Annotated in this window: 11 protein-coding genes; 5 read left to right on the forward strand and 6 right to left on the reverse strand. The window is 69.3% G+C overall.

Going from position 1 to position 13,535, the window contains the following annotated elements:
• The first annotated feature begins 2 nt into the window (after positions 1 to 2).
• Positions 3 to 782, forward strand: a complete 780-nt coding sequence (locus ASF23_RS08960) for an ABC transporter permease (protein WP_082474046.1) — start codon at positions 3 to 5, stop codon at positions 780 to 782.
• Entirely contained in the window at positions 782 to 1,720 is a 939-nt protein-coding gene (locus ASF23_RS08965; RefSeq protein WP_055952046.1) for an ABC transporter substrate-binding protein, read from the forward strand. Before ASF23_RS08960 ends, ASF23_RS08965 begins: the two co-directional genes overlap by 1 nt.
• A 104-nt stretch (positions 1,721 to 1,824) precedes the next feature.
• Here ASF23_RS08965 and ASF23_RS08970 read toward each other — a convergent pair whose 3' ends face one another.
• Genes ASF23_RS08970 through ASF23_RS08980 form a run of 3 tightly spaced genes read right to left on the reverse strand, consistent with a single transcriptional unit; the run spans position 1,825 to position 4,900 of the window.
• On the reverse strand, positions 1,825 to 3,066 hold the full coding sequence (locus ASF23_RS08970; RefSeq protein WP_055952049.1) for a DUF2254 domain-containing protein: 1,242 nt from the start codon (positions 3,064 to 3,066) through the stop codon (positions 1,825 to 1,827).
• A 32-nt stretch (positions 3,067 to 3,098) separates the two neighbouring features.
• A complete protein-coding gene (locus ASF23_RS08975; protein WP_055952052.1) occupies positions 3,099 to 4,388 on the reverse strand; it encodes an ArsB/NhaD family transporter in 1,290 nt (429 codons plus the stop codon).
• Between the two features lie 2 nt (positions 4,389 to 4,390).
• Positions 4,391 to 4,900, reverse strand: coding sequence for a CBS domain-containing protein (locus ASF23_RS08980; RefSeq protein WP_162236743.1), 510 nt, complete (start codon positions 4,898 to 4,900; stop codon positions 4,391 to 4,393).
• 227 nt (positions 4,901 to 5,127) lie between these two features.
• Between ASF23_RS08980 and ctaD the strand changes: the two genes are divergently transcribed.
• Complete coding sequence (gene ctaD / locus ASF23_RS08985; RefSeq protein WP_082473975.1) at positions 5,128 to 6,885, forward strand: aa3-type cytochrome oxidase subunit I; 1,758 nt, start codon at positions 5,128 to 5,130, stop codon at positions 6,883 to 6,885.
• Between the two features lie 320 nt (positions 6,886 to 7,205).
• Positions 7,206 to 7,640, forward strand: coding sequence for an iron chaperone (locus ASF23_RS08990; RefSeq protein ID WP_055952058.1), 435 nt, complete (start codon positions 7,206 to 7,208; stop codon positions 7,638 to 7,640).
• A 72-nt stretch (positions 7,641 to 7,712) separates the two neighbouring features.
• Here the strand turns inward: ASF23_RS08990 and ASF23_RS08995 are convergent, their stop codons facing one another.
• Positions 7,713 to 8,612, reverse strand: coding sequence for a L,D-transpeptidase (locus tag ASF23_RS08995; RefSeq protein ID WP_235510841.1), 900 nt, complete (start codon positions 8,610 to 8,612; stop codon positions 7,713 to 7,715).
• A gap of 135 nt (positions 8,613 to 8,747) precedes the next feature.
• Positions 8,748 to 9,953, reverse strand: a complete 1,206-nt coding sequence (locus ASF23_RS09000) for a hypothetical protein (protein ID WP_055952063.1) — start codon at positions 9,951 to 9,953, stop codon at positions 8,748 to 8,750.
• A gap of 158 nt (positions 9,954 to 10,111) precedes the next feature.
• Here ASF23_RS09000 and ASF23_RS09005 point away from each other — a divergent pair, with 158 nt between their 5' ends.
• Positions 10,112 to 11,485 (forward strand): MFS transporter, encoded by a 1,374-nt coding sequence (locus ASF23_RS09005; RefSeq protein WP_055952065.1) that lies wholly within the window; start codon positions 10,112 to 10,114, stop codon positions 11,483 to 11,485.
• Between the two features lie 158 nt (positions 11,486 to 11,643).
• Here the strand turns inward: ASF23_RS09005 and pgi are convergent, their stop codons facing one another.
• Positions 11,644 to 13,371 (reverse strand): glucose-6-phosphate isomerase, encoded by a 1,728-nt coding sequence (gene pgi, locus ASF23_RS09010; RefSeq protein ID WP_055952068.1) that lies wholly within the window; start codon positions 13,369 to 13,371, stop codon positions 11,644 to 11,646.
• Positions 13,372 to 13,535 lie beyond the last annotated feature (164 nt).

Consider the following 13,535-nt stretch of genomic DNA (forward strand, 5'->3'; position numbering starts at 1 on the left):
CCGTGCAGTTCTTCCTCAGCGCGATCGCCTGGCTCCTCGACCCGGCGAACTACCGCGCCGGACTCCAGAGCCCGCTCCCGATCCAGGACCGGATCGGCGAGCACCTCCTCTACACGTTCGTCTCGGTCGCCATCGCTGCCCTGATCGCGCTCCCGCTCGGCCTGTACATCGGTCACACCGGGCGCGGGCGCGGCTTCGTCATCGCGTTCAGCGGCTCCATGCGTGCGCTGCCGACGCTCGGCCTGCTCGGCACGCTCTTCGTCGTCATCGGGATCACGGTGCCGTTCACGCAGGCCGCCTTCATCGCGTCGATCATCGCGTTCGTGGTCCTGGCGATCCCCTCGATCCTCGCCGGGGCGTACGCGGGGGTGGAGTCGGTGGACGCGGAGACCGTGGACGCCGCCCGCGCGGTCGGGATGACGGAGCTGCAGATCCTCCTCAAGGTCGAGGTCCCGCTGTCGCTGCCGCTCATCATCGGTGGGATACGGGCGTCCGTGCTGCAGGTCATCGCGACCGTCGTCATCGCGTCGTACATCTCGCTCGGCGGCCTCGGCGCGATCATCTCGACCGGCATCAGCCTGAACGACAACGACCTCATCCTCGGCGGCGCGCTGCTCGTGACGATGCTCGCCCTCGTGATCGACGGACTCTTCGCACTCCTGCAGCACCTCACCCGACGCGGCATGCACGGCCAGACCCGCCGCAGTCGCACACACGTCCGTACGCTGCCATTCCGGCGCCGTGCGGTGACGGCATCCTCCGTCGACGAAAGGGCACACTGATGTTCACAGCAGGCACCAGAACACGCATCCTCGCGGGAGCGGTGGCGATCGGGGCGATCGTGGCGCTCTCCGGGTGCTCCACCGCAGACCCCACCGGATCGGCTCAGGACGGGAGCTCGAAGTCGGGCAGCACGCCGATCGTGGTCGGGTCGTTCAACTTCCCCGAGAGCGAGATCCTCGGCAACATGTACGCCCTGGCGCTCAAGGACGCCGGGTTCGACGTGACGACCAAGTTCAACCTCGGCCCCAGGCAGACCACGATCCCCGCCCTCAAGGACGGGTCGATCAACCTCATGCCGGAGTACAACGGCAATCTGCTGTTCTTCTACGACACCAAGGCCAGTGCGAAGACGACCTCGGACGTCGACGCCGCGCTGAAGACCGAGATCCCGAAGGACTTCCGGGTGCTCGAGCCGTCGCCGGCCCAGGACAAGGACGCCTACGTCGTGACCCAGGCGGAGGCGGAGAAGAACGGCCTCACGTCGATCTCGGACCTGTCGAAGATCGAGCCGTTCACCCTCGGGGCCAACCCGCAGTTCGGCACGCTGCCGTACGGCATCCCCGGGCTCAAGTCGACGTACGGCGTCGACAAGGTCACCTTCAAGTCGATCGAGGACTACGGCGGACCCGACACGGTGAAGGCGCTCACCGACGACACGGTGCAGGTGGCCGACATCTACACGACGTCGCCCGACATCAAGACGGAGAAGCTGCAGGTGTTGAAGGACCCCGAGAACCTGATCGCGGCGCAGAACGTCCTGCCGTTCCTCAACAAGAAGATCTACAGTGCGAAGCTCGCTTCGACGTTGAACGGGATCTCCGCCAAGCTGACGACGGACGACCTCATCACGCTGCGCAACCGTGTCGAGGGCAGCGAGAAGGCGCAGGCCTCGACGGCCGCGAAGGACTGGCTGACCAAGGAAGGGCTGCTGAAGTAGCGCCCGACCTGACCGGCGACGGACGGGAGGCACGGTGGCGGACCGTCACCGTGCCTCCCGTCCGTCAGATGGGCACCGGGCGCGCCGCGCCGATACGGTCATGTTCACTCGCCCGAGGCGACGGGACCGAGCTGCCGGGTGACCGCGTCGAGGTGTCCGCGGCGGTCCGGCCGGGCTGCGGTCGTGAGGCGGTCAGCGAGCCGGAGTGCGGCTGCGACGACGATCGGGTGGTCGGCGCCGTAGGTGGTCACGCCGGCGAACACGGTGTCGACCAGCGCCTCGGCGGACGGCCAGTGCGGCAGCACCCGTGTCACGCCGTCGTCGTCGAGGTAGGCGGTGACCGCCGAACGGTCCCGCCACATCGGCACGAGTGCGGTGGCGGAGAGGTCGAGGGCGCTGACGGCCGTGTACGGGTCGTTCGTGCCGCTGGCGAGCCCGCGGACGGCGATCTCGACGAGCTGCTGCAGCGCGAAGTCGACGTCCTGGTATGGGGTCCTGGCGTTGCCGAGTGTCACCATCGACCGGAGGGTCTTGGCAGCGCTGTCGGAGAGGTCCTCGGCGTCCGAGCCCTCGTCTCCACCGATCCGGAACATCTCGTCGCCCGCGATGACGTGGTCACCGGGCATCGCGACGACGTCGACGACCCGTCCGTGGTCCGCCGCCCAGCCGACGAGCCGCTCCCACTGCACCGACTGCACGTACCCGTCGGTCGTGGCGGTGAGCGTCGTCCACGTCCGCGCGCGGTCCGGCTGCGATGCGATGGCGACCCCGTCGTCACCGTCCGACCGGAACGCCTGGTCGACAGCGGACTCGAGGTCGCTCTGGACCTGCTCCTGCAGCGACGTGATCTGCACGCTCGAGGCGATGTGGTGGATGAAGAACACCAGGACCCCGACGTCGAGGATCCCGAGGAGCACGGCGACGTGGATCGCGATGACCGGGACGAACGCGTTCCCGTCGTCGATCGCGGTGTGCACGGAGCGGAGCACCACGATCGCGTAGAGGAACGTCGACGTGAACGCGGCGAGGACGAACTGGTTCGCCCGGTCGGCCATGAAGTTCCGGACGAGTCGGGGCCCGTACGTCGAGGACGTCGTGGCGAGGACGGAGATGGTGATGGAGAACGAGGTCCCCGCCACCGTGAGCATCGAGGTGCCGATGGTCGTCAGGATCGACCGGCCGCCGCTGGCACTGAGCGCGTCGAGGAACACGATCCGTGTCGCGCCGCGGTCGATGAGGTGCTGGTCGAGGGACACGAGCAGCTGAGCCGCGATGATCGCGGCGATGCCGTACACGGTGGGGAGGAACCAGAACGACTCTCGGATCCGGAGACTTGCGGTGTGCATGCGGTGACGTCTTCTCTGTGGGGTCCGGATGGTCAGACGAGGAAGTAGCGGAGCCAGAGGTAGGGGACGCAGAGCCCGACGGTCACCACCGTGACGATCGCGCCGTACTTCGTGAACTGCCAGAACGAGATCGCATGCCCGTTGCGTTTGGCGATCCCGATCATCACGACGTTCGCGCTCGCGCCGACCGCCGTCAGGTTCCCGCCGAGGTCCGCCCCGAGCGCGAGCGCCCACCAGAGCGGACGGGCTGCGGGGCCACCGTCGGCGACGAGGTCGTGGACGAGCGGGGCGAGGGTCGCGACGAACGGGATGTTGTCGACGATCCCCGAGAAGAGCGCCGACCCGCCGAGGAGCGCGATCGACGCACCGAGGTAGTCGTCACCCACAGCGGACTTCGCGGCCTGGCCGACCGCGTCGATGACGCCGAGGTGCACGAGCGACCCGACCATGATGAACAGTCCGGCGAAGAACAGCAGCGTCTCCCACTCGACGTCCCCGAACACCTTCCGGGGCTCCAGTCGGGCCAGCAGGAACAGGAGACCGGCGCCGAGCAACGCGACGACGGCGGGTGCCAGTCCGGTGAGCGTGGACGTGACGAACCCGACGAGGACCAGCCCGATCACCACGAGCGACTTGACGAGCAGCCGACGATCACGGATGGCCTCACGCTCGTGCAGCGCCATCACCCTGGCGGCACGATCCGCGTCGAACGCGAACGTCGACCGGAACATGACGCGACACAGGCCGACGAGGACGACGAGCAGCACGACGATGACCGGTGCGAGGTTCACCACGAAGTCGTTGAAGCTCAGTGACCCGCGGCTGCCGATGATGAGGTTCGGTGGGTCGCCGATCAGGGTCGCCGTGCCGCCGATGTTCGATGCGAAGACCTCGGCGAGCAGGAACGGGACGGGTGACTTGCCGAGGCGCTGTGCCACGAGCAGGGACACCGGGGCGATGAGGAGGATCGTGGTGACGTTGTCGAGGAACGCCGACAGCAGCGCGGTGATCACCACGAGCATGACCATGATGCGGAAGGGCCTGCCACCGGCGCGCTTGGCCGCCCAGATGGCGAGGAACTCGAACAGGCCCGTCTGTCGCAGGATCCCGACGATGATCATCATCCCGAGGAGCAGGAAGATCACGTTCCAGTCGATCCCGGTGTCCTCGGAGAAGAACGCCGTCGCGTCGTCGGTGGCACCGATCACGATCATCAGTGCGGCACCACCGAGCGCGACGAGCACCCGCGGCAGCTTCTCGGTCGCGATGAACACGTACGCGGCGACGAACACCGCGACGGCGGCGACGATCTGGAACGTCACCGTCAGCGCTCCGATCCGTCTGCGGCGGAACCCGGCCCAGCGCCTCCTGGCCGGTCCCACCGACCGACGATCGCGTCGAGGAGGGCCGGCAGCGTGACGAACGCCGGTGCGTCGAGGGAGTCGTCGTCGACGAGCGCCAGCTGCGTGCGCCGGTCGGCCATCCGCGCGGCGATCTCGACGAGTCCGGCGTCCGGCGGGACGACGAGCAGGTCGCGGACCGGGACGGAGTCGTCGTCGATGACGTCCCCGATCGTGCGCTCCTCCAGCCTGGTCCGGAAGTCGTCGAGGTCCGTGTCGTCCATGGTGTTCGCGAGCGACAGGTCGTCGAGCAGGTAGCCCGGCAGCATCAGCCGCATCACGTCGACGCTCGCGACGACGCTCGACGGGTGTCCGTCGTCCTCGGCCACGACGAGGCCCACCAGGTCGAGTTCGGCGACGAGCCGGATCGCGTCGACGGCCGGGGTGGACCGCTCGACGACATGCAGGGTGGTGACGATGTCGGATGCACGCACGGCGCGGTCCTCCCGGTCGGGTTCGGGCACGGTCGGATCCGGGCACGGTGAACAGGTGCCGACCAGACTTCCCGGCGCTCCGCGGGCGACGGTACCAGGATGCGCGCCGACCGGAAGAGGTGCATCCTGGGCGCAGTCACATGAACCACCGGGCATCGCATCGCATCGCGCGCCGCCCGGACCGCATCCGCCCCGCAGCATCCGCGTCAGATCGAGCCAGATCGGAGATGGCCGTGACCGCCACCCAGCCGCGCATCGACCACCGGGGCATCCCGGACTTCGCGCAGCCGCGCCCCGTGCGCGGGGGGAACGTCATCGTCCGGTGGATCACCACCACGGACCACAAGACCATCGGGTACCTCTACCTGATGACCTCGTTCACCATGTTCCTGCTCGCGGGCGTGATGGCGCTCGTCATCCGGGCGCAGCTGTTCGAGCCGGGTCTGCACGTCGTCGCGACGCGGGAACAGTACAACCAGCTCTTCACGATGCACGGCACGATCATGCTGCTGCTGTTCGCGACGCCGCTGTTCTCCGGCTTCGCGAACGCGATCATGCCGCTCCAGATCGGGGCGCCCGACGTCGCGTTCCCGCGACTCAACGGCTTCGCGTACTGGCTGTACCTGTTCGGCGGGCTCATCGCGGTCGGCGGGTTCCTCACCCCGCAGGGCGCGGCGTCGTTCGGCTGGTTCGCCTACGCGCCGCTGTCCGACACCACCTTCACCCCTGGGCTCGGCGGCACGCTGTGGGTGTTCGGGCTCGGGCTGACCGGGTTCTCGACGATCCTCGGGGCGGTGAACTTCATCACGACGGTGATCACGATGCGTGCACCCGGGATGACGATGTTCCGGATGCCCCTGTTCACGTGGACGGTGCTCGTGACCGCGCTGCTCGTCCTGATGGCGTTCCCGGTGCTCGCCGCGGCGCTGTTCGGGCTCGGCATCGACCGGGTGTTCGACGCGCAGATCTTCAACCCGGCGAACGGTGGGGCGCTCCTCTGGCAGCACCTCTTCTGGTTCTTCGGGCACCCGGAGGTCTACATCATCGCGCTCCCGTTCTTCGGGATCATCTCCGAGATCCTGCCCGTGTTCAGCCGCAAGCCGCTGTTCGGGTACAAGACGCTCATCTACGCGACCATCGCCATCGCCGCGCTCTCCGTCACCGTGTGGGCGCACCACATGTACGTGACCGGTTCGGTGCTGCTGCCGTGGTTCTCGCTCATGACGATGCTCATCGCGGTGCCGACCGGGATCAAGATCTTCAACTGGATCGGCACGATGTGGCGCGGGTCGGTGACGTTCGAGACCCCGATGCTCTGGGCGATCGGCTTCCTGATCACCTTCACCTTCGGTGGTCTCACGGGCGTGATCCTCGCGTCGCCGCCACTCGACTTCCATGTCTCCGACTCGTACTTCGTCGTCGCGCACTTCCATTACGTCGTGTTCGGGACGGTCGTGTTCGCGATGTTCGGCGGCTTCTCCTTCTGGTGGCCGAAGTGGACGGGCAAGATGCTCAACGAGCGACTCGGCAAGATCCACTTCTGGCTGCTGTTCATCGGCTTCCACACGACGTTCCTGATCCAGCACTGGCTCGGGGTCATCGGCATGCCGCGCCGGTACGCGAGCTACCTGCCGCAGGACGGCTTCACCTGGCTCAACCAGCTCTCCACGGTCGGCTCGATGATCCTCGGTGTCTCGTTCCTGCCCTTCATCTACAACGTCTACGTGACCGCCAGGTACGCGCCGCGGGCCGGTGTGAACGACCCCTGGGGCTTCGGGCGATCACTGGAGTGGGCGACGAGCTGCCCGCCGCCGCGACACAACTTCACCGCGATCCCGCGCATCCGCTCGGAGTCACCGGCGTTCGACCTGAACCACCCGGAGGCCGGCATCCCGGTGGGTGTCGGGCCGGCGCACGACGCCCCCGAGGCCGAGACCATGGACGTGTCCTCCGGGCGCGTCAAGGACGGCGGCGGGTCGGACTGAGGCGGCGACGCGACCGACGCGGACGTCATGCCGGTCACGTCGTGCGGCACCCACTGCCGGACTGGAGGGACGGTGCACGCCGGCACCGCGCCTCCAGTCCGTCTGCCGGTTGCGTCCCGTCCGTCTGCCGGTCGCGTCCCGTCCGTCTGCCGGTTGTGTCCCGTCCGTCTGCCGGTTGCGTCCCGTCCGTCTGCCGGTTGTGTCCCGTCCGTCTGCCGGTTGCGTCCTTGACACTCGCTACCCTGGTGCCGTCATCGACGCCCACCGCGGGCAGCCGGGACACGGCCGCGTGATGCGGCACGGACGAGAGGGAGCACCCCATGGCACCGGACACGTTCAGCGCTGCGGAGCGCGCCGCGATGAAGGCCGCAGCGGCCGAGGCGCGGACCGCCGCGAAGCGCGCGAAGCTCGCGGACAAGGCGGCTGCGGAGCGGCAGGACTGCGTCGACGCGATCGCCGCGCTGCCCGACGAGGACAGGTCGATCGTGGAACGCCTGCACGAGGTCGTCACGGCCGCGGGCCCGGACCTCGCCCCGCGCACCTGGTACGGCATGCCGGCCTACGCGAGGGACGGCAAGGTCGTGTGCTTCGTCCAGCCCGCGAGCAAGTTCGGCGTGCGGTACGTCACGCTCGGCTTCCAGGACACGGCGGCACTCGATGACGGCGACCTCTGGCCGACCTCGTACGCCGTCACGGCGGTCGATGACCGCGTCGGTGTCCGGGTCGCGGAGCTGGTCCGTCGAGCGATGGGCTGAGCGGGCCGCAGAACCGGGCCGGCTCAGCCCTGCATCACGACGAGTGTGCGCGGGCCGCGGAACCGGGCCGGCTCAGCCCTTCATGACGACGGGCGTGCCGAGCGGGAGCGCGTTCAGCGCCGAGATCGACGGCCCGTCGAGGCGGACGCACCCGTGCGAGACTGCGCCGCTGTGGGTCGGCTGGTAGTGGATGCCGATGAGGCCGCCGTCGCTGCCGCCGAACGGCTCGTCGGACGCCGAGGAGTGCAGGGACGTCAGACCGATGGGGTAGACGGTCTGGTCCTGTGCCGGGTCGAGGTACCGGGCCTCCATGTAGCCGATCCCGGTCGGTGTCGGGGTGCCGTTCGCACCGACGCCCGCCGAGAACTGCTGCTTGGTGGCGCCGGAGTCGTCGACGATGGACACCGTCTGCGCGCCGACGTCGACGACGATGTGGTCCTGCAGTTGTTGTGTCTCCTGCAGCAGGTCTGACCGGATCCAGGCCGAGGTCTGCGCGGGCGCCCCGGAGTCCTTCGACGGGAGTGACTGCCGGGCGGGCGTGAGGACGAGCGACCACGGACCGGTGACCCGGACCGGGACCACGACGGTGTCCTGTCCCAGGAAGTTCTTCGCGGCGAGCTTCGCCACCGGGGTCGTCCGGTCCGAGCCGTAGAGGGGCGCGTCGGCCGCGATCGTGTCGACGGTGTCCATCGCCTTCGGCACCGACTTCGCGCGGAACGGCAGCAGGCCCGCGATGACGGCGTTGTAGCGCGCCTCGGGCAGCGCCGCGACGGCGTCGGTCGTCGGTGCCGTGTAGGGCGCAGCGGTCGCCGTCGCGGTGGCGGTGGCGGCCGCCCTCGTCTTCGTGGGCCGCGACTCGTGCGCCGAGCACCCGGCGAGGCCGCCCACGAGCGCGACGGCCGCGAGGACCGCCATCGTCGACGTGCCGGCCCTTCGGGTCGACGTGCCGGTCCTTCGGTGGAAGACGCGCATGAGACCCCGTTCATGGAGGTGGCGGGCCGGCCCGAGAGCCGACCCGCCGCGGTGGCGGGCCGGCCCGTGAGCCGACCCGCCGTGGTGGTGGTGTGGTCGCTCAGCCGTGCGGCCGAGCGATGACCTGCTCGTCGATCAGCCTGCCACGACCGGGAGCGCCGTGCCGGTCACCGTCGTGCCGGTGCCGACCGGGGTGCCACCGCCGGTGACCGGGATCGCCGGGTCGGCGGTCACGGTGAACGAGGAGGTGACGGTGCGGGTGCTGCGGACACCGGTGACGGTGATCGAGTAGGTGCCGGTCCCGACGGTGCTCGGAAGGACGGCGGTCCCGACGAAGGAGCCGGTCTCGTCATCGACGTAGAAGTGGTCGGCGTCCTGCGGGATGACGACGGCTGCGCCGCTCGCGTCGGTGACGGCGATCGTGATCTCCTCGTTCGGGCTGAACCCGGTCGCGGCGAAGTCGACACCGGTGGTGGTGGCCGTGGAGAGCGTCAGCGTGGTCGGGTCGATCACGAGCGCGAGGGGGACCGCGGGTGCCGGAGCCGCCGGGAAGGTGAAGTTGATGCGCTGGCCGCTCGTGCCCGGGAAGACGGCGCCGTCGGTGCCGTACTCGGTGACGATCGCGCTGCCGTCGGTGGTGCCGGGCTCGAGCTCGCTGAAGTCCGTGGTCGTGGTCCAGTTGCCGTCGGCGTCGACCGTGGTCGTCGCGGCGGTGCCGGTGCCTCCTGCGCGCGCGCCGTAGGTGATCGTGATCGTCGCGCCGGGGTTGCCCGTTCCGGAGAAGGTCGGCGTCGTGCTCTCGACCGGGGTGGTCGAGTTGGAGGTCGGCGTCGTGACGGTGAAGGGGTTCGCCGGGTTCGGTGCCTGCGCGAGGTCGAACGTGACCGTGGTCGGTGTGACCGCAGTGTCGGGCACGAAGGTCCCGTCGGACAGCGCAGTGCCCGCCCTGACCGTCGCGACGACGTGGGTCTGGCCCTTGCTCAGCTCGGCGAAGTTCTCACTGCCGGTCCAGTCGCCGTTGTCGTTCGTACTGCCGCTGAACGTGGCGTTGTGGACTCCGCCGGTGGCGTCGAGGTAGCTGACCGAGGCGTAGTCGCCGTCCGGCAGGCCCGTCCCGGTGAAGGGGACGACGTTCGGGAACGTCTGCTCGACGCCCGTCGCGTTGTTCGCGGGGGTCGTGACGGCGAACGGGTCACCGGGGGCGGCGTTCGCGGCACCGGCGACGAACATCGGAGCGCAGACGAGTGCCGCTCCGGATCCGATGACCGCGAGCTTGGTGCGGAACGAGTAGCCGCGCGACCGCGAGGTGCGCGTCGGCGTCTGAGCAGACTTCATCGTCATGACAACAACTTTCCGAAGGGAAGCGGCGGAGCCCTGGCAGACCTCTGAACGCCACGCACTTTCTATCATCGAGAATTCACAGATGGAAGAGCCAGCGCAAACTTCGTGAGTATCGATCGCGTCTCGGCCGGACACCTCGGGGCGCTACGGTTCGCACCATGCAGCAAGCAACCGCCATGCGAACGGATCGACGCGGACTCGTCGCGTGGGCGCTCTGGGACTGGGGCTCGGCGGCGTTCAACGCGGTCGTCACGACGTTCGTGTTCAGCACCTACCTGGCGAGCCGTGCGTTCGTCGACCCGGCGCTCGTCGCGCGCGAGGAGACTTCGGCGGGAGCAGCGGCCGTCGAACGTGCACTCGCGCACAACGCCGCTGTCGTGTCCGTCGCCCTCACCGTCGGCGGGGTCGTGGTCGCGCTCGTCGCCCCGGCGGTCGGCAGGCTCTCCGACCAGAGCGGACACCGGAAGCGCACCGTCCTCGTCGCCACGATCGGCACCGTCGCCGCCATCGGCATGATGGTGTTCGTCGCGCCGACGCAGCCGTTGCTGGCGTTCGGTGCGGCACTGCTCGGCATCGGGACGGTCGCGTACGAGATCGCCAGCGTCGGCTACAACGCGATGCTCGGCCAGATCGCACCCGCCGGCCGCACGGGTCGGGTGTCGGCGATCGGCTGGGCGGCAGGGTACTTCGGCGGGATCGTGCTGCTCGTGGTGCTCCTCGTGCTCTGCATCGAGGACTTCTCCGGGACCGGCGACACGGGCGGCCTGCTCCACCTGCCGTCGACGATCGCCGGCGGATCGTGGGACGTCCGCGTCGCGATCGGCATCGCGGCGGTCTGGTTCGCGCTGTCCGCCGTGCCGCTGTTCCTCGTCGTTCCGGAGACCGCTGCAGCACCGGTCCGGACCGGGTCGATCTGGACCGCGTACGCCAACCTCGGGCGGGACATCGCGCGCCTGGCCCGTGAGCGCCGGAACGTCCTGGTGTTCCTCATCGCGAGCGCTGTGTTCCGCGACGGCGTGACCGGGGTGTTCACGTTCGGCGGGATCCTCGCCGCGCAGGTGTTCGGGTTCAGTCCGTCCGAAGTGATCCTCTTCGCGATCGCCGCGAACATCGTCGCCGGGATCGCCACGGTTGTCTCGGGGCGCCTCGACGACCGGTTCGGCTCGCGGGCTCTCATCGTGGTGGCGCTCGTCGGTCTCGTGCTCTGCGGTTCCGGGGTGCTGCTCATCGGTACCGCGCAGGCCGGGTTCTGGGTCCTCGGGCTCGCGCTCTGCATGTTCGTCGGCCCGGTGCAGTCGTCGAGCCGGGCGTACCTCGCGGGGCTCGCGGTACCCGGCCGCGAGGGCGAGCTGTTCGGTCTCTACGCCACCACCGGGCGCGCGGCGAGCTTCCTGGCGCCCGCGGCGTTCGGGATCGCGGTGACGCTCGGCGGGCAGACGCGCTTCGGCATCCTCGGCATCGTGGTCGTGCTGCTCGTGGGACTCGTGCTGATGGCGTTCGTCCGCCGCGCGGAGCCCGAGCCAGCCACCTGACGAACTGGAGGGACGGTGCCAGCTGGCACCGTCCCTCCTGTCCGTCATCTGGTCGCCACGCGACCCGTCCGCCGTTCGAGAGGTCGCACATGAGCCCCTGGCGTGGCGAGGAGTCTCGGATGCGACTCCTCGGCCGCGTTGATCGGGCAGTGCGGGGACTACTTGCGGAGCGAGAGGTACTTCTCGATCAGGGCCTTCGTCGAGCTGTCCTGCGCGGCGAGGGCCTCGGCGTCGCCGCCGACCGCCGGGGTGACCTGCAGCGCGAGCTGCTTGCCGAGCTCGACACCCCACTGGTCGAACGAGTCGATGCCCCAGATGGTCCCCTCGGTGAACACGATGTGCTCGTAGAGGGCGATCAGCTGCCCGACCACCGCGGGGGTGAGCGCCGGGGCGAGGATCGACGTCGTCGGACGGTTGCCGGAGAACTCGCGGGCCGGGACGACCGACTCCGCGGTGCCCTCGGCACGGACCTCGTCGGCGGTCTTGCCGAACGCGAGCGCCTTGGTCTGCGCGAAGAAGTTCGCCATGAACAGCTCGTGGACGTCCTGGCCGGGCTGGACACCCGCGCCGTCACCGGTCTCGTCCTTGAGCGGGTGCCCCGGGTTCGCGACAGCGATGAAGTCCGCCGGGATGATCCGCGTGCCCTGGTGGATGAGCTGGTAGAAGGCGTGCTGGCCGTTCGTGCCGGGCTCGCCCCAGAAGACCTCGCCGGTGTCGGTGGTGACGGGGGAGCCGTCCCAGCGCACCATCTTGCCGTTCGACTCCATGGTGAGCTGCTGCAGGTACGCGGGGAAGCGCGAGAGGTACTGCGTGTACGGCAGGACCGCGTGGCTCTGCGCACCGAGGAAGTTCGAGTACCAGACGTTCAACAGACCCATCAGGACCGGGACGTTCTGCTCGAGCGGGGCGGTGCGCATGTGCTCGTCGATCGCGTGGAACCCGGCGAGGAACTGCTTCCAGTTGTCCGGGCCGATCGCGATGACGACCGAGGTGCCGATCGCGGAGTCGACCGAGTAGCGGCCGCCGACCCAGTCCCAGAACCCGAACGCGTTCTCGGGGTCGATGCCGAAGGCCTCGACCTTGTCGAGCGCGGTGGAGACGGCGACGAAGTGCTTCGCGACGGCGCCCGTCCTGCTCTCGTCGGTGTCCTCGATGGCACCGGCGGTGCCGAGGCGCTCCCAGAGCCACTGGCGGGCGAGGCGGGCGTTCGTCAGGGTCTCGAGCGTGCCGAAGGTCTTCGACGCGACGATGAAGAGCGTCGTCTCGGGGTCCAGGTCCTTCGTCTTCTCGAAGATGTCCGTCGGGTCGATGTTCGAGACGAAGCGTGCCTCGAGTCCCTGCTGGACGTAGGGCTTCAGTGCCTCGTAGACCATGACCGGGCCGAGGTCCGAGCCGCCGATGCCGATGTTCACGACGGTCTCGATGCGCTTGCCGGTGACGCCCTTCCAGTCGCCGCTGCGCACCTTCTCCGCGAAGGCGTAGACCTTGTCGAGCGTGGCGTGCACGTCTGCGTCGACGTCCTGGCCGTCGACGGTCAGGGGTGCTGCGGGGACGAGGCCCTCGGTGTCCGCCGGGCGACGGAGCGCGGTGTGCAGGACCGCGCGGTCTTCGGTGACGTTGATGTGCTCGCCGGAGATCATCGCCTGGTAGCGGCCGGCGACGTCGGCGTCCGCGGCCACCTGGAGGAGGAGGCCGAGCACCTCTTCCGTCACGAGGCCCTTCGACAGGTCGACGGTCAGGTCGGCGGCCTGGTGGGTGTACCGCTCGGCGCGGCCGGGGTCGGCGTCGAACCAGGCGCGGAGGTCGGGCGCGAACCCGTCGGCGATGGTCTGGAGCTTCTGCCAGGCCTCGGTGCTGGTCGGATCGACGGGAGCGGGTGAGCTCATGTGTTCTGTCCTCTTGGTTGCTTCGACAATGCGCGGCCCGCGGGACACGCAGCGCTGCGATGAGGGCCCGCTCCACCCTATTGCGGTTCCCCGCGGGCTGTTCGCGTGCTCCGTGTGGCGTACGCGGCTCGCGGTGCGCTGGCGGCTCGGGGTGGGCACCAGGC

It is taken from the genome of Curtobacterium sp. Leaf261, from assembly GCF_001422205.1.
In the GTDB taxonomy this organism is placed as follows: Bacteria; Actinomycetota; Actinomycetes; order Actinomycetales; family Microbacteriaceae; genus Curtobacterium.